The sequence below is a fragment of the Allofournierella sp. CML151 genome (assembly GCF_027853465.1).
Classification (GTDB): Bacteria; Bacillota; Clostridia; order Oscillospirales; family Ruminococcaceae; genus Allofournierella.
In genome coordinates this window covers 1-16,171 of the sequence record NZ_JAPNNW010000022.1, presented here as the reverse complement: position 1 = coordinate 16,171, position 16,171 = coordinate 1, and the positions used below count along the sequence as shown (strand labels likewise).

The 16,171-nt window shown below is 61.6% G+C and carries 18 protein-coding genes; 9 read left to right on the top strand and 9 right to left on the bottom strand.

Annotated features, from left to right (window positions below; translation table 11 throughout):
• The first annotated feature begins 160 nt into the window (after positions 1–160).
• From PH256_RS13035 to sigE, 3 genes are all read left to right on the top strand, one after another.
• Entirely contained in the window at positions 161–787 is a 627-nt protein-coding gene (locus PH256_RS13035) for an HAD family hydrolase (RefSeq protein ID WP_087184540.1), read from the top strand.
• Between the two features lie 137 nt (positions 788–924).
• Complete coding sequence (locus PH256_RS13030; protein ID WP_270914518.1) at positions 925–1,866, top strand: sigma-E processing peptidase SpoIIGA; 942 nt, start codon at positions 925–927, stop codon at positions 1,864–1,866.
• Positions 1,863–2,573: an RNA polymerase sporulation sigma factor SigE gene (gene sigE / locus PH256_RS13025; protein ID WP_087180628.1), complete on the top strand. Its 711-nt coding sequence runs from the start codon at positions 1,863–1,865 to the stop codon at positions 2,571–2,573. The genes PH256_RS13030 and sigE overlap by 4 nt, the downstream gene beginning before the upstream one ends.
• A gap of 44 nt (positions 2,574–2,617) precedes the next feature.
• Here the strand turns inward: sigE and PH256_RS13020 are convergent, their stop codons facing one another.
• Positions 2,618–3,130, bottom strand: a complete 513-nt coding sequence (locus tag PH256_RS13020; RefSeq protein ID WP_087184538.1) for a hypothetical protein — start codon at positions 3,128–3,130, stop codon at positions 2,618–2,620.
• 187 nt (positions 3,131–3,317) lie between these two features.
• On the opposite strand from PH256_RS13020, the gene sigG reads away from it, so the two are divergent.
• A complete protein-coding gene (gene sigG, locus PH256_RS13015) occupies positions 3,318–4,094 on the top strand; it encodes an RNA polymerase sporulation sigma factor SigG (RefSeq protein ID WP_270914517.1) in 777 nt (258 codons plus the stop codon).
• A 77-nt stretch (positions 4,095–4,171) separates the two neighbouring features.
• Here sigG and PH256_RS13010 read toward each other — a convergent pair whose 3' ends face one another.
• A complete protein-coding gene (locus PH256_RS13010) occupies positions 4,172–5,023 on the bottom strand; it encodes a DegV family protein (protein ID WP_270914516.1) in 852 nt (283 codons plus the stop codon).
• 245 nt (positions 5,024–5,268) lie between these two features.
• On the opposite strand from PH256_RS13010, the gene PH256_RS13005 reads away from it, so the two are divergent.
• From PH256_RS13005 to PH256_RS12990, 4 genes are all read left to right on the top strand, one after another.
• Complete coding sequence (locus tag PH256_RS13005; RefSeq protein ID WP_270914515.1) at positions 5,269–6,177, top strand: DnaD domain-containing protein; 909 nt, start codon at positions 5,269–5,271, stop codon at positions 6,175–6,177.
• Positions 6,178–6,180: 3 nt separating this feature from the next.
• Positions 6,181–7,155 carry an ATP-binding protein gene (locus PH256_RS13000; protein ID WP_270914514.1) on the top strand — a complete coding sequence of 325 codons (975 nt, stop codon included), beginning with the start codon at positions 6,181–6,183 and terminating at the stop codon, positions 7,153–7,155.
• 153 nt (positions 7,156–7,308) lie between these two features.
• Positions 7,309–8,661 (top strand): MATE family efflux transporter, encoded by a 1,353-nt coding sequence (locus tag PH256_RS12995; protein ID WP_270914513.1) that lies wholly within the window; start codon positions 7,309–7,311, stop codon positions 8,659–8,661.
• A gap of 156 nt (positions 8,662–8,817) precedes the next feature.
• On the top strand, positions 8,818–9,573 hold the full coding sequence (locus PH256_RS12990) for a GntR family transcriptional regulator (RefSeq protein ID WP_087185055.1): 756 nt from the start codon (positions 8,818–8,820) through the stop codon (positions 9,571–9,573).
• Between the two features lie 49 nt (positions 9,574–9,622).
• Here the strand turns inward: PH256_RS12990 and PH256_RS12985 are convergent, their stop codons facing one another.
• The 6 genes from PH256_RS12985 to PH256_RS12960 all read right to left on the bottom strand — a co-directional run bounded on the left by PH256_RS12985 (position 9,623) and on the right by PH256_RS12960 (position 15,794).
• Positions 9,623–11,920 carry an ATP-dependent Clp protease ATP-binding subunit gene (locus tag PH256_RS12985; protein ID WP_270914512.1) on the bottom strand — a complete coding sequence of 766 codons (2,298 nt, stop codon included), beginning with the start codon at positions 11,918–11,920 and terminating at the stop codon, positions 9,623–9,625.
• 142 nt (positions 11,921–12,062) lie between these two features.
• Positions 12,063–12,854 carry an ABC transporter permease subunit gene (locus PH256_RS12980; protein WP_270914511.1) on the bottom strand — a complete coding sequence of 264 codons (792 nt, stop codon included), beginning with the start codon at positions 12,852–12,854 and terminating at the stop codon, positions 12,063–12,065.
• Complete coding sequence (locus PH256_RS12975) at positions 12,851–13,747, bottom strand: ABC transporter ATP-binding protein (protein WP_270914510.1); 897 nt, start codon at positions 13,745–13,747, stop codon at positions 12,851–12,853. The genes PH256_RS12980 and PH256_RS12975 overlap by 4 nt, the downstream gene beginning before the upstream one ends.
• The gene (locus PH256_RS12970; protein WP_270914509.1) at positions 13,744–14,361 is read right to left on the bottom strand and encodes a TetR/AcrR family transcriptional regulator; all 618 of its coding nucleotides are present in this window, start codon (positions 14,359–14,361) and stop codon (positions 13,744–13,746) included. The genes PH256_RS12975 and PH256_RS12970 overlap by 4 nt, the downstream gene beginning before the upstream one ends.
• A gap of 170 nt (positions 14,362–14,531) precedes the next feature.
• Positions 14,532–14,792: a TIGR03905 family TSCPD domain-containing protein gene (locus PH256_RS12965; RefSeq protein ID WP_087185050.1), complete on the bottom strand. Its 261-nt coding sequence runs from the start codon at positions 14,790–14,792 to the stop codon at positions 14,532–14,534.
• A 159-nt stretch (positions 14,793–14,951) separates the two neighbouring features.
• Positions 14,952–15,794 carry a PHP domain-containing protein gene (locus PH256_RS12960; protein WP_270914508.1) on the bottom strand — a complete coding sequence of 281 codons (843 nt, stop codon included), beginning with the start codon at positions 15,792–15,794 and terminating at the stop codon, positions 14,952–14,954.
• Here PH256_RS12960 and PH256_RS12955 point away from each other — a divergent pair.
• A complete protein-coding gene (locus PH256_RS12955) occupies positions 15,771–15,944 on the top strand; it encodes a hypothetical protein (RefSeq protein ID WP_270914507.1) in 174 nt (57 codons plus the stop codon). The two genes, PH256_RS12960 and PH256_RS12955, sit on opposite strands and share 24 nt — an antisense overlap.
• On the opposite strand, the gene PH256_RS12950 is transcribed toward PH256_RS12955, so the two are convergent.
• The coding region (locus PH256_RS12950; RefSeq protein ID WP_270914506.1) for a hypothetical protein at positions 15,931–16,171 on the bottom strand (241 nt) is incomplete at its 5' end. The two genes, PH256_RS12955 and PH256_RS12950, sit on opposite strands and share 14 nt — an antisense overlap.

Here is a 16,171-nt window from a genome sequence, read left to right as displayed (position 1 = left end):
CATCGCCCCCTTTGTTTTCTTCCATTGATATGCCCCGGCATGGCTGTTCATGCCCAAACTTTTACCGGGGCATTGGCCCAAGGAGGAAAATCGTGTATAATAAAAGCAATATCCCCGGGCTATGCAGCCCTTGAACGATTGCAAAGGAGAATCTTGCCTTATGTATAAAAACATCATCTTCGATCTGGGGGGCGTTGTGGTCGACTTCAATCCCCGGGAGTTCCTGCTGGAACGGTTTTACAACGAGGAGATTGAGCAGAAGGTATTCGAGCTGACCTTCGGCAGCGAAGAGTGGCTTCTGCTGGACGCCGGAAAGCTGAGCCGGGCCGAGGGCAACGCGCTCATGCTGGAAAAAGCCAAAGCCGCCGGCTGCGCCTTCGAGGTACAGAGCGTACTGGATGACTGGGCCCGCATGCTGAAGACCCGCCGCAAAACCGTGGAAGTGATCAAACGGCTGAAAAAGATGGGGTTTTCCATCTACTACCTGTCCAACATTCCCCAGGACGTGATCGATGAGATCCGCCAGCGGGACTTCTGGCCCCTGTTCGACGGCGGCATTGCCTCCTGCGAAGTCAAGCTCACCAAACCGGACCCGGCCATCTACAAGCTGCTGCTGGAGCAGTATGGCCTTGTGCCCGCTGAGACCATCTTTGTGGACGATCACAAGCCCAACACCACCGCAGCCTTTGATCTGGGCATTACCGGCATTCACTACAAGGGCAGCGCCTCCTTCATCCGGGCGCTGAACACCTGCGGGATTCCCATCAAGGAGCACCTGCTCTGGTAATTTTTTAAACAGCCAATGCGCCGCGCACCTCTCTGCAAGAGACAAGTGCGCGGCGCATTATTTTTTTGACAGCTTTCTTCTCTTCACCGCGCTACAATCGAAACCAGAGCGGGCGAACAGGCCCGGCAAAAGGGGGCGTGGATACAGCTGTGAAGACCGTGATCTATCTGGACGTGCTTTTGCTGGTGAATTTTCTGGTGGCGTATCTTTTGCTGCGCGCGGTAGGCTTTGTGTGCGGCACATCGCCGGGCTTTTGGCGCACCTGTGCCGGAGCGGCGCTGGCTGCCTTGTCCGCACTGATTCTGCTGGCCCCGCCGCTGCCCGCCGCTCTGAGCCTTCTGTACCAGGCCGCCAGCGCTGCCGCCGTGTGCCGCGCAGCCTGCCCCCTCCGGGGATGGCGCTGCTTTGCCCACCAGACTGTGTGGTATTTTCTTTTGAATCTGGGGCTGGCCGGGGCCGTGCTGCTGGCCTTAAGCCGCGATCTGCCGCTGGGGGCTCAGACCAATAATTTCGCCGTTTACTGGGCAGTCTCCCCCACTCTGCTTGCAGGGTGTGCGCTGCTGGTCTATCTGACTCTGCGGCTGGTGGTGCTGGTCTTTGGCGGCCCAAAGGAAACCGAATGCTGGCAGCTGCAGCTTTCCCTGAACGGAGCTGAACTCCCGCCGCTTACTGCCCTGCTGGACACCGGTTTTCTGCTGCGGGACCCACTGAGCGGGCAGGCACCGGTACTGGCCAGTTATACCAGTATGCGCGGCGCTGTGCCGGAGGCTGTCGCCGTTTTTCTGGAGGAATTTTTCGCCGGAGCCTGCCCTGAGCCGCCTCCCGGTGTGCCCATCCGGCTGATCCCCTGCAAAACTGCCGGCGGAATGCGCACCTTGCCTGCCGTGGGCGGTTTTTCCGCCCGGCTTTCCGGCACCGGCAAAGTCCGGCAGGCAAGCCGGGTACTGGTGGTTTTCACCGACCAGACCCTGGCGGATGCCTCGATCCAGGCGCTGTTCGGCACCGAATTTTATCACACCGCCCGGCCCGTGCAGCGCCAATTTGCACAAGCCGGACGGGAAAGGAGCGCTGCGGAATGAAATGCAATTGGCTTTCCCGCGCCTGGCATGCTCTGCTTTGCTGGCTCTGCCTGCCGGACGCGGTGTATTACATCAACGGGCCGGAAACCCTACCCCCTCCCCTGACTCCCGCCGAGGAAAAACTGGTCTTCGCCGGGCTGGAGGAGGGCCGCCAGAGCTGCCGGGATATCCTGATCACCCACAATCTGCGGCTGGTGGTCTACATCGCCAAAAAGTTCGAGGGCAGCAACGTCTCGGTGGAGGACATCATCTCCATTGGTACCATCGGGCTGATCAAGGCGGTGAACACCTTCGCCCCCTCCAAAAACATTAAGCTGGCCACCTACGCCAGCCGGTGCATCGAAAACGAAATTCTGATGTACCTGCGCAAGAGCAGCAATCGCCGCCAGGAGGCCAGCATTGACGAGCCGCTGAACACCGACGGCGACGGCAACGAGCTGCTGCTCTCGGACGTCCTGGGCAGTGATCAGAACCAGATCAGCGCCCAACTGGAGCAGGATGCAGAGAAAGACATGCTGCGTCAGGCGGTGGCCCGGCTGGCTCCCCGGGAACGGCAGATCATGCAGATGCGCTTTGGCCTGACCGACGGCATCGAGCGCACCCAAAAAGAAGTGGCGGATGCCATCGGCATCTCGCAGAGCTACATCTCCCGGCTGGAAAAGCGGATCATCCTGCGGCTGCGCCGGGAGCTGGAAAAATCACTCTGAAACCACATTGAGGCCGGGCAAGAGGTTCTTGCCCGGCCCTGTTTTTATCGGGTAGCGGCACACCGGCAGTCCGCCGCAAACCGCTCCAGCAGACTGCCCGCAAGCCCCATCTCCCCCGCAGGCAGATACAGCCCGTAGCAAAAGCCGTCCCGCTGCCAGCAGGCCAGCGCACTGCCGCCGGGGGCCTGGCGCAGTTCGGTGCGCACCCCGCTCACCGGCCGCACCGTGAGCTGGTCGTACTCCGGCAGTCCCAGCTCCCACAGGCGTAACTCCTCGCTTTCCGGGGCAACACGCAGCACCGCCGTCCAGCTGGGCTGGATAAAAAACTCCAGCTGACCCACACGCCGTCCCAGCAGATACACCCGGTCCAGCCGCAGATAGGGCGCGCCGGGCAGCTGAGTCACCTTGAAGCCCGCCTTTGCAGTGAAATCCGGCGTTTGCAGCAGCTGCTTTTCCCGGGCGCAGCGGTCATAAAAGATGGCCCACAAAAAGGCAAGCCCTGCCGTGAGCAGGAGCACCATTCCCATGCAGCACAGCAGCCAAAGTTCCGAGGTCATCGTCGCATCCACTCCCTTGCATCGTTTGTGTTCACAGTATGCCGGGGGCAAGCATTTGGTGCATCCGACCTCATTATTCCTGCTTTTTTGCGGCTGCGGGCCCTGATTTTGCCAGCCTTTGTTCTGACTGCCCGCCCCTCGCCGCGGCCATACTTTGAACAGGCACCCTTGCCTGTTTGGAGTGTGAATGCGTTTGTATTACAACAAAGTGGAGCTGTGCGGCGTGGATACCGCCCGCCTGCCGGTACTGAGCGAGGCGGAGAAAAAGCGGCTTCTGATTGCCGCGCACGAGGGCGACGCCGCCGCCCGCCAGACCATGATCCAGGGCAATCTGCGGCTGGTGCTCAGCGTGGTTCAGCGTTTTTCCGGCCGAGGCGAATGCATGGACGATCTGTTCCAGGTGGGCTGCATCGGACTGATCAAGGCCATCGACAACTTCGATCCCCAGTTGAATGTTCGCTTTTCCACCTACGGCGTGCCCATGATCGTGGGCGAAATCCGCCGCTTTCTGCGGGACAATAACCCTTTGCGGGTAAGCCGCTCCATGCGTGACACCGCCTATCGGGCCATGCAAGCCAGAGAACAGCTTCAGAAGGAGCTGGGCCGTGAGCCCAAGGCAAAGGAGATTGCTGCACAGCTGGACATGCCGGAGCGTGTGGTAACCCTGGCGCTGGAAAGCGTGGTGGAACCGGTGAGTCTGTATGAACCGGTGTACAACGACGCGGGCGATGCCATGTATGTGATGGATCAGGTGGGCGAAAACGACGGGGAGGACAGCTGGATCAGCGAAATTCTCTTTAAGGACACGGTGCATCAGCTCAGCGAGCGGGAGAAAAAGATCATGGCCCTGCGCTATCTGGCGGGCAAGACCCAGATGGAGGTGGCCCGTGAAATCGGTATCAGTCAGGCACAGGTGAGCCGCCTGGAGAAAAACGCCCTGGGCCGCATCCGGGAGCAACTGTAGGGCAGCCATTCCTCCCGATCAAGTAAAAAAGAGTGTTCCCTTCTTTTTTGAGGGGAACACTCTTTTTTCATTCGTTCTTATTCTTCATAATAATAGCAGCCCACACCCAATGCGCCCGGGCCGGTATGGCAGGCGATGCTCAGACCCAGTGCACTGCACTGTACCTTACAGCGGGGGAAGCGCTCCTGCACATATTTCTGCCACTTTTTGCCCACCTCCGGCGCGCCGGAATAGGCCACACCGATGTGCATGGGCATCCCGTCAAAGCGGCCGGTCAGATCGGCACAGATGGCATCCAGCAGCTTATCCTGCGCCTGAGCCAAGCCACGCACCTTGCCATAGGCGTCAATGCCGCCGCCCTGAATCTGCAAAAGAGGCTTGATGTTCAGCACGGTGCCGATGGCAGCTGCCGCCGGTGTGACCCGGCCGCCCTTTTTCAGGTATTTCAGGGTGTCCACCGTCAGATACACACTGGCCTTCAGGGCATTTTCCTCCAGATTCTGCTTGATCTGGGCAGCGGTCAGCCCCCGCTTTGCCAGCACCTGTGCATCCAGCACCGACTGACGCTGGGGCAGCGAGATGCGTTTGTTGTCCACCACCTGGACCCGGCCACCGTATTCCGCTGCCAGGGCCACCGCGGTGGCGGTGGTTCCGCTCAGGCCGCTGCTCATGGGAATATGCACCACTGCCTCATACTCGGTCAGAAGCTTGTCCCACAAGTTGGTCACGGTCTCCGGGCTGGGCTGGCTGCTGGTGATATTGGCCCCGGCCGCCTGCCGCCGGTAGAATTCCTCTGCCGTCAGATCCACGCCCTCCAGCATCCACTGTCCATCCACCGAAAAGGGCATGGGCAGGCAGTATACCCCCAGCTTCTGGGCTTCCTTTTCCGAGATGCCGCTGTTGGTGTCGGTCACAATTGCGATCTTCATCTTCTCAATCCGCCTCTCCGCCCTGGCGCGGGCGCTGGTATTACTGTTCTTTTAACCAATGGTACACGCCCCGGACCGGTTTGTCAATTCGCCGCCGGGCCATGGCGGGCTTTTTGCGGCGGGGCACTGGTCAGGCCGGGCATTTTGTGGTATGCTTTATGATGTAATTTTATGGGCTGCCGGCAGTTTTGCCCGGCCCGCGCTGCATTGTATGCCTGTTTGAACGAAGAAGGAGCCCTTGCCCTATGACCTACCGCCTGCGCAGCCAGACCGGCGATTCCATCGCTGTGCCTCAGCTGATCTTCACCAATCTCACCCGCGCCACCGGCGACCACATGCGGGTGGCGCTTTATATTCTGGCCACCCACAGCACCGATCCCAAGGATATCGCCCACGCTCTGGCGCTGAAGAATGTGCAGGCCGCCCAGAAGGCGCTGGATTTCTGGCATGGTGTGGGCCTGCTGGAGCTGGAGCGGGACGCCGCGCCCCCCGCTCCCCTTCCCGTCAAGCAGCCGCCCCTCACCGCCGAGGAGCTGCGCATGGCCGCCATGCGGGACCCCATGGTGAGTACCCTGGCCACCGAGGCCCAGGCCTATCTGGGCCAGAGCCTGGGGCAGAAGGATATCCAGCGACTGGTATCGCTGTATGTGAACGAGAGCATTCCGGTGGATCTGATTCTGCTTTGCGCAGCGCACATTTCCAGCCAGGGGCGTCATTCGGTGACCCAGCTGGAGCGGGAGCTGGACCGCTGGGCTCAGGAGGGTGTGACCACCGGTCAGGAGGCCGAGGCTTACCTGCAGCGTTTGAAAGAACGCGGCCAGCGGGAGGAAAAGGCCGCCGCCATTCTGGGCATACCCGTGGGGTCGCTCACCTTTGCAGACAAGCGGTGCATCCGCCGCTGGTACGAGGAATTCGGCTACTCGGACGCCATGGTGGAGGAGGCGGTGCTGCACGGCAACGGCAGCAAGGACCCCAAATACATCAACGGTATTCTGAAAAGCTGGTACGCCAAGGGCTGGCGCACCCCTGCCGACGCTCGGGGCGGCGGTTCACTGGCCGGTGCAAACGTGCGGGTGGACCGGCCTACCCACAGCGGCAACGACATCCTGCAGCGGCCCGCACGCCGCCCGCTGCGCCTGAAACGGGAGGAATAAGCCATGCGCACCAAAAACGAACTTTATCGGGAGGCCCTGCGCCAGGTGGCCAGCCGCCGTCAGCGGGCGGTGACCCAGGCCCAGGAGCGCCGGGCCCGGGCGCTGGCCGCCCTGCCCCGGCTGGGCGAGCTGGAGGCTCAGGTGCAGTCGCTGGGGCTGCGCACCATGGAGCTGGCTGCCAAGGGCGCGCCCCAGGCCGAGCGCCAGGCGGTAGCCGAACAGCGCCGCAAAACCCAGGAGGAAATCCGGCAGCTACTGGCCCAAAACGGCTACGGTCCCCAGAGCCTGGAGCCCCGCTACATCTGCCCGGACTGCCAGGACACCGGCATGGTAAACGGCCGTCTGTGCCCCTGTGTGGGCAAGCTGGCAAGGCAGCTGCGCTGGGAAGAGATCAGCGAGGAGACCCCGCTGCGCCTGTGCAGCTTTGAGAGCATGGACCTTTCGCTCTATCCGGACGCCATCGATCCGGCTACCGGCGAGAACATCCGCGCCCTGATGCGGGACCATCTGAATTACCTGCAGACCTATGCCCGGGAATTCGATATGCAGAACGAAAATCTGCTGATTTACGGCACCGCCGGTCTTGGCAAAACCCACGCCGCCCTGGCCATTGCCAAGACCGTGCTGGAAAAGGGCTTCAACGTGGTGTACATCTGTGCCCAGAACCTGTTCAGCCAGCTGGAGCGGGAGCGCTTTGCAGATAGCTGCCCCCTGCTGGAGGCAGTCCTGGAGGCGGATCTGCTCATTCTGGACGATCTGGGCACCGAGTATATAAACCCGTATATGGCCAGCTGCTTTTACAACATTCTGAACACCCGCATCCTGGAAAACCGGCCCACCATCTACACCACCAATATTGTGGATGGTAAAGTCTTTGAGAGCCGCTATACCGAAAAGATCGCCAGCCGCCTAAATGGCAGCTGTGAGTCAGTGCTGTTTCTGGGAAAAGACATCCGGGGCCTGAAAAGCCGGATGTAACCAATCACGGGGCCGCCCTGCCCCATCTGCTTGCAAAAAAGGAAACGAGACGAGCGCCCTTCCCGAAGAAGGACCGGCACTCCGCCCCGTTTCCTTTGTTTTGCCCCGAAACAGGGGCTTTGACTGTGTGTGAAAATGGAGGATTGTGAAACAATGAAGGAAAACATCATGGGAACCAAGCCGATGGCCCCGCTGCTGCTGGGTATGGCCTTCCCCATCATGATCAGCATGCTGGTACAGGCGCTGTATAACGTGGTGGACAGCATCTTTGTGGCCCGCCTCAGCGACGCGGCCCTCACCGCTGTAAGCTTCGCCTATCCGGTGCAGATGCTCACCATCTCGGTATCGGTAGGTACCAGCATCGGCGTGAACGCCCTGCTCAGCCGCCGTCTGGGCGAGGGTGACCGCAAGGCCGCCGACCGGGTGGCCCATAACGGCCTTCTGCTCATGGTGGCCAGCTGGGCGGTGTTCGCTGTATTCGGACTCTTCTTCTCGGAGCTGTTCTTCAGCTTCTTCACCAAAAACCCGGAGGTTGCCCAGGGCGGCGCGGCCTATCTGCGCATCTGCCTGGTGTTCAGCCTTGGCATGTTTTTGCAGATCTGCCTGGAGCGGCTAATCCAGGTGACCGGCAAAACCATTTACCAGATGGCCAGTCAGCTCACCGGCGCGGTAATCAACATCATTCTGGACCCCATTCTGATCTTCGGCATGTTTGGTATGCCGAAGATGGGCGTTGCGGGCGCGGCTGTGGCCACCGTGGTCGGCCAGTGGATCGGCTGCTGCGTCTGCCTGTGGCTGAATCTGCGCCACAACAACGAGGTCAAGCTGCGCATCAGCGCCCTGCGCTTTGACCTGCCCACCGTGAAGAGCATCTATTCGGTGGGCCTGCCCAGCATCATCATGCAGAGTATCTCCAGCGTGATGACCTTCGGTATGAACTTCATTCTGGCCGGTTTCTCTGAGACTGCCGTTTCGGTGCTGGGCATCTACTTCAAGCTGCAGAACTTCGTATTCATGCCCGGCTTCGGCCTCACCAGCGCCCTGGTGCCTATTGTGGGCTATAACTACGGCGCGGCCAAAAAGCAGCGCATCCTGGCCTGTACCAAAATCGCCATGATCTCCATCACAGTGATCATGATTTTCGGCACCGCCCTGTTCCAGCTGTTCCCCGGTCAGCTGCTGGCGCTCTTCAACGACGGCGGCGACCTGGCTCGCATCGGCGAACCCGCCCTGCGCATCATCTCGCTGAGCTTTGTGTTCGCGGGCATCGCCATTGTGCTGAGCAGTCTGTTCCAGGCGCTGGGCGAAGGCCTGCACAGCCTTCTGATGAGCGCCTTCCGCCAGCTGGTGCTGATTCTGCCCATTGCCTGGCTGCTGTCGCTTCCCGGCAATGTAAATCTGGTATGGTACTCCTTCCTGATTGCCGAGGCGGTTTCGCTGTGCTTTGCGCTCACCCTGTTCCGGCGCAGCTACAACACCAAAATCAAGCATCTGGGCGGTGTTTAAGTCCTTTTTGCAGCGCTGCTTTTCCGTGCCGCGCTGTTCTTGCCCGAAGCAGTTCCTGTTTGGAGCTGCTTTGGGCTTTTTTGTTGCGCAAACCGGCCGGGTTGTGCTATACTTTTTCTAAAGTATGATTTATTTGTGTGCAGGAGGCAATTGGATATGGCAAAAGCAAAAACCGGCGAAGCGGGACCGCTGGGCGGCGCGGTGATCAGCCAGCAGATCGCAGCCCAGCTGCTGCGCGAGATGCGCACCGGCCCTTACGAGAGCTGTGAGCGGCTGCCCGCCGAGGTGGAGCTTGCGGCCCGCCTGGGCGTCAGCCGCACCGTGATCCGTGACGCACTGGCCGAGCTGGAGCGGGAAGGCTACGTGGAGCGGGTGCGCGGCATCGGCACCGTGGTGAACCGGCGTATCGTGGCGCTGGACAACCGCCTGGACCAGAAATTTGAATATAGCGCCATGATCCGTGCCGCCGGTTATGTTCCCCATGCGGACAGCATCTCGGTGCAGCAGCTGAACGCGGACAGCCACCTGGCCCACCAGCTGGAGCTGGAGGTGGGCGACCCGGTGCTGATGGTGCGCAAACGGGTGCTGGCAGGAGAAATGCCGGTGATCTACTCGGTGGACTATCTGCCTGCCAAGCTACTGGACCATGAGAGTGCCCAGCGGCAGGATTTTGCCCGTCCCATCTTCGATATTCTGGAAGAGGTGTGCGGCGTCTCGGTGACCAGCACCGTCACCCACACCAGCGCCGTGCTGGGCGACGCAGCCATCCGCAAAACACTGGAGGTGCCGGACCACGAGGCCCTGCTGCTGATGGATGAGATCAGTTTTTCCAAGCTGACCCGGCCGGTGATGTACTCCCTTTCCTACTACACCAACTTCTTCTCCTTCTCGCTGCTGCGCAAAAAGGTGTAAAACTACAAAGCAATACAAAAAGGCAGGTCAAAACGACCTGCCTTTTTTGTTATACCTGTACCGGCTGGGGTGCGCCCGCCTCCAGCTGTCCCGGCAGAAGGCACACCTGCCCTTGCTGCAAACAGGCGGTGAAGCTCTGCCCCGGCCGGGCCTGCCCGCTGGCGATGCTGTCCGCCAGGGCCTGCTCCACTACCCGGCTCACCTGACGGCGCAGCTCCCGGGCCCCGTAGGCGCTTTTGCCCCGCCGGGCCAGCTCCCGCGTCAGCTCATGGGTATGGCATAGCCGGTAGCCGCTGCGGTTTGCCCGCTGCTCCAGCTCGTCCAGCAGCTGCTCGGTGATCTGCTCCAGCGCCGGACCCTCCAGCGGCGAAAAAACCACCGCCTCATCAAGACGCCCCAGAAGTTCCGGCCGGAAAAACCGCTTGGCCTCTTCCAGCGCCAGCTCCTTGCGGCGGGCAAGCTGGGCCGCCTGTCCGGCGGCAAAGCCCAGCGCCTCAGACTGGCCGCACAGATGCCGCGCGCCCAGGTTGCTGGTGAGCAGCACGATGCAGTGGGAAAAGCCGGTCTTTCGGCCCTCGCTGTCGGTGAGCTGGCCTTCCTCCAGAATCTGCAGCAGCAGGTTCTGCACGTCCGGGTGGGCCTTTTCAATCTCGTCAAAGAGCACCACACTGTAGGGGCGGCGGCGCACCGCCTCGGTGAGCTGGCCGCCCTCGCCGTGGCCCACGTAGCCCGGAGGCGCGCCAATGAGCTTTGCGGCGGCGTGAGCCTCCATATACTCGCTCATGTCAAAGCGGAGCAGCGCCTTTTCACTGCCGAACCACTGGCTGGCCAGCGCCCGGGCCAGGTGGGTCTTGCCCACACCGGTGGGTCCCAGAAACAGAAAAGCCCCCATGGGACGGGCTGTATCCCGCAGGCCGGTGCAGGCCCGGCGGATCGCTCCCGCCACCGCGGCCACCGCCTGGGGCTGGCCCACCACCGCCTCGGCCAGCCGCTGCTCCAGCAGGTCCAGCTTGCGGCGCTGGCGCTCAGTGATGCGCTGAGCGGGCACACCGCTGGCCCGGGCCACCACTTCTGCCAGCTGTTCCGGCTCCAGCGTAGGTGTGCCCGGCTGGTCCTGGCTCTGGATATGCAGCGCGGCGGCGGCCTCGTCGATCAGGTCGATGGCCTTGTCCGGCAGAAAGCGCCCCGGCAGATACCGCACCGACAGCTCCACCGCTGCCTCCAGCGTGCGCGGGGGCAGTGTAACCTGATGAAACCGCTCGTACCGGGGGGCCAGCCCCTGCAGAATATGCACCGCCTGCTGGGGGTCCGGCTCCTCCACCAGCACCCGGCCGAACCGCCGTTCCAGCGCCGGGTCCTTCTGCATACAGCGTCGGTATTCCTGCTGGGTTGTGGCGCCGATCATACGCAGCTCGCCCCGGGCCAGCAGCGGCTTTAGGATATTGGCCGCGTCGATAGCCCCCTCCGCCGCGCCCGCGCCCACCACAGTGTGCAGCTCATCCACAAACAGGATGGTGTTGCCCTCCCGGCAGATCTCCTCCAGCAGGTTTTTCAGCCGCTCTTCAAAGTCGCCCCGGTATTTGGTGCCCGCCACCAAACTGGCCATGTCCAGGCAGAGCAGGCGGCGGCCCTGAAGGCTGTCCGGCACCCGGCCCGCTGCAATGCGCTGGGCCAGGGCCTCGGCCAGAGCAGTTTTGCCCACCCCCGGCTCACCCACCAGACAAGGATTGTTCTTCTGGCGGCGGCACAGAATCTCGATCATCCGCTCCAGCTCGCTCTCCCGGCAAAACACCGGGTCCAGCCCGCCCTCCGCCGCAATGCGGGTCAGATCTTTTCCGTATTTATCGCTGGCGCGGCTGCCCCGGCTGGGAGGCGGTGCGCTGAATTTGGGCTGCAGCGGCAGCACCAGCTGGCCGGAAAGCTGACGGCACTCCTTGGCGGCAGCGCTCACATCCACCCCCAGCTCGGCCAGCCAGCGGCTGGCGGTGCAGGTCGGGTCTTCCAGAATGGCGCAGAGCACATGTTCGCACTGGGCCTCCTTCATGCGGGCGGCATGTGCCCCCAGCACCGCAAAATCCAGCGCCTTACAGCTTTCTGCCATCATATCCTTGGGACCGGGGCGACAAGGCGCGCCTCCCGGCTGCTGCTCCACCTTGCCCAGAATCTTTGCCCGGGTCACGGTGCGGGCCTCCAGCAGGTTTGCCGCCGGACTGCTCCCCTGAGTCAGAATCGCCAGCAGGATGTGACCAGTGCTCACCTGCCGCTGCCCCCGCTGCCCTGCCAGCGACAGGGCCAGATTCAGCATCTTCGCCGCGCTGCGGGAAAAGCCTTTGAACCGGTAGCTCATTGCCATCGTTCTCCCTTCGTTTGTTGGTTCCGGCAAGAGTATGGCCCGGCAGGAGCGGTATTTAAACCAAAGCAGCACAAAAAAGCCCGCTTTCCGGCGGCTTACAGGCCGGAAAGCGGGCTTTGGCTTTATGGAAAAAGACTCACACGCAGATGTCCCGCCGGGTAAACACCACCGCACCGGCGGCAAAGAGGACGACTGCCCCCAGATACAGCCCAGCCAGCGGCAGAACATTTTCGCCGTTGGCCAGTGCCACCGGGTCGTACAGGGTCACCGGGGTGAACCAGCGCAGGAACTCCGCCTGCTCGCCCACACCAGCCAGCATATCCAGCAGCACGAAGACCACGCTCAGGCCTCCGCCCACCCACAGGGCCGGGCCGCTGCTCTGGAACAGGCAGGCCGAACAAAAGCACAGCCCCGCGAAGAAGAGCAAAAGCCCCAGATCGCCCAGATTCACCAGCGCAAAACGGTCAAACTCCAGCTCGCCGGGGAACAGCACCTGAGCCAGAACGCCGCACAGACCGGTCATGTAGCCCACCAACAGCACCACCGCCGCCACCAGCACAAAGGCCTGGGTGAGAGCCAGCTTCCAGCGGGGAGTAGGACTGGCCAGCAGCCAGGCCATGGCGCCCCGGTCGGTGTAGCGCACCAGCAGCCGCTGCACCAGAAGCAGAATCATCACCAGCGGCAGGGCGATGAGCAAAAAGCCGTAAAGATAGTTGGCCAGAAACTGGGTCAGGCTGGCCCCCGGGTTGCTCATACCGAAGGCTGCGAACAGCTCCGGCATGCTCTCCATCATGATGTTCAGGCTGTCGCCCAGCTTCGGGTCAAACATGCTGGTGATCATAGACCCGTACAGGGTAACCACTCCCAGAAAGATCGCCGCCAGCGGGCCGTTTGCCCGCAGCTCCTTTTTCAGCAATGCTCCGCTCATTCGTTCCGCCCCCCATACATCCGCAAAAACATATCCTCCAGCGACTCCTGCCGGGTTTTCAGGTCCTGCACGCCGCTCTGGGCCGCCATCGCCAGCAGGCGGGCCACCGGCTCACCTTGGCTCAGCCGCAGCTGCACCCAGTCACCTTTTGCCGCCGCATCGGGCCAGGCCGCCGCAAAAGCCGCTGCCTCCTGTTCGCCCGCAAACCGCAGCTGATACACCCGGCTTGCCTTGGCCCGCAGCTCACCCAGCTGCTCCACTGCTGCAATGCGTCCGCCGCGCAGCAGCGCCGCCCGGTCACACAGCCGCTCCACCTCTTCAAAGATGTGGCTGGACAACAAAATCGTTACGCCCCGCTGTTTTTCCGCCAGCAGAATTTCCCACAGCTGGTTCTGCATCAGCGGGTCCAGACCACTGGTGGGCTCGTCCAGAACCAGCAGCCGGGGGCGGTGCATCAGTGCGCACACCAGGCCCACCTTCTGCTTGGTACCCTTGGACATCTTGCGGATCTTCTGGCTCGCGTCCAGCCCGAACCGCTGGCACAGCTTCCAGGCATAGCTCAGGTCATTCTGGCCACGCAGCCCGGCCATCAGCCGGATGAAGGCCGCACCGGTCATATCATCCATTAGTGCCAGCTCGCCGGGCAGGTAACCCACATGGCTCTGCACCCGGGCCGCACCGGCAAAGCAATCCTGCCCGAAGATGCGGGCGCTGCCGCTGTCCGACCGGACAAAGCCCATCAGCTGCCGGATGGTGGTCGTCTTGCCCGCACCGTTGGGCCCCAGAATACCGAAGGCCTCGCCCGGCTGCACCGCAAAGCTCAGCCCGAACACGCCCCGGCCGCCGCCGTAATCCTTGGTCAGGCCGCTGACCTCAATCGCCGTTTCGCTCATTGATACTCCTCCTTGTAGGCGTAGCTGCGCAGAATGCCCCGCCACACCATGTATTCCCTCACCAGCTCTTCCAGCTCCAGGGGTTTTTGCTCCATGCGGCGGCGGTGGATGTAGCCGTCGGTAAGATAGACCAGCATGTCCAGCACCTGGCGCGGCTGCACTCCGGGGCGGAATTTTTCCAGGTCCACCCCAGTGAAATACCGCTCCCACAGCTCCTCCAGCACCCGCACCTGGTACTTTTGCAGCGCCGGGCCGATTTCCCGCTCGGCGGTGTAGTACATCCGCACCGAAAATTCCAGCGCCCAGGGAAGCTTGCGCAGGATGGCCAGCTTTTCCTCCATGCCGTAGTCCAGCAGATCGAAAAAGTCGGTGATACCCGCCAGCTGCTCCATCTTCATGTTCTGTTCAATAAAGCTTTGCAGATACCGGGCCAGATACAGATAAAGCGTCTGTTTGTTTTTGAAGTAATAAAACAACAGCCCTTTGGAAATGCCCGCCTTTCGGACAATCTCCTCGGTGCTGGCCCGCTTGTAATCACTCTGGGCGAACACCTCCATGGCGGCATGCATCACCGCCTTGCGCTTTTCCTTGGGCAGCTGGCGCAGCCGGTCCATCCTGCCATCCCCTTTCCCTCTGTTGTGCCTTGACCCGCCGGTCAGGGTTTCTGGGTCCATTGTACCCCATTGACCCGATTTTACAAGACCCCCCACCACGTAAAAAAGCCCGCCTTCACCGGTATTCTGCATACCGGCAAGGCGGGCTTTTTTCTGTTTAAACAAAAGGCTTACAGGCCCTCTTCCTGCAAGGCGGCCTTCAGAGCCTTGGCGATCTGGTCCGGGCAGGAGGTGGCGCGGGGACCGCAGGTGGTGCCTTCCATACGGCGGATGGCCTCAGCAGCGGGCATACCCTGCAGCAGCTGGCAAATCCCCTTCAGGTTGCCGTTGCAGCCGCCCACAACGCTCACTTCCTGAATGATGCCGTTCTCGCTCAGGGTCACGGTGGTGCTGCGGGAACACACGCCCTTGTTCTGGTAGGTATGGGTCATATTGGGTTTCTCCTTTGATTTTAGGTCACTGGTTTTATTAAGCGGACACGGAGAAAACCTCCTCGCCCGTTCCAACCGGCAAAGAGCCGCAGATACAGCCCGCCGGGTCTGGCTTGATGATGGGCAGCAGCGCCCTGTTTCATGCACGCTGCCGATGGTTCAGCCCTTGCGGGTCTGGGCCAGCTGCTCCAGCCGAGCCAGGGCATCGTCGCCGGTGCGGCACATGCCCAGCGCCCGGGGGCTGCCGGTGTTGCGGCCGTGGAAGTCACTGCCGCCGGTAACCAACAGGTTACACTGGGCTGCCAGCCGGTACAGCACTTCCTTGTCCTCGGGGGTGTTGCGGGGATGCTCGATCTCAATGCCGTCGATTCGGCCCGCCAGTGCCAGCTCGGTGACCAGCTCCATGCTCTTGTACACGCTGGGGTGGGCAAACACCGCCACACCCCGGGCCTTGCGGATCACGTCCAGCACCTGATCCACGGTCTGGTACTCCGGGTCGTGCAGCACTTTGCCGCCCTTACCGAAGAGGGGTTTGTAGGTCTCTTTGTAAATACCGTCCGCCAGGCCGTAGTCGCACAGCACCTGCATCAGGGTGGATTTATACAGCACACCACCGTCCTGCGCCAGGGCCAGCGCATCCTCCAGCCGGAACTGGGGGTAAATTTCCTCCAGCTCCCGGCCGCTCTGGCGGCATACCGCGTTGCGCCGGTCCGCCATCAGCTGGCAATGGGCAATCAGGTCCGGGCAGGTCTCGTCCGGCCAGTAGCACAGAATGTGCACCCGACGCCCCCGTTCAAAATCGAAGGCAGTAAGCTCGGTGGCAGGGATCAGCCGCACATTCTCCCGCAGAGGGTTGGCGTAGCCATAACGCACCGAATGCATGGAGTCATGGTCCGAGATGGCCAGATGGCTCAGCCCTGCACGGGCGGCCAGCCGGGGCAGCCAGTCCGCCTTCAGCGAACCATCTGAAAATGTGGTATGAGTATGCAGATCGCCGGGCATGGCAGTCCCCTCCTTTGGCAGCTCATTAAACCGGCCGAGGCGCGCCGAAGCAGGCCGGGGCCGCAAGAAAAGTATTATTTTGCAATTTCTTTTTATTATAGCACATATTTTGCGCTGCGCAAAGCCTTCTTGCAGCTTACAAAACAGTAAGAAAAAGTGCAAGGGTGCCAAACCTGCAAAACAAAAGAAAGCCCCGATCGTTTGGCTGGGGCTTGTACACATCGATCAGTGAAAAGTGAATAGTGAACAGTGAATAAGTAAAAATCCTTCTTGGCCCGTAGGGCGGGGCCCCCGCAAAAGTTTGCACCGCAAAATTTTGTGGGGAAAAGGAGGAATGACGGAGCGGTATGAGAAAAGCCCGGCTGAACAGCCGGGCT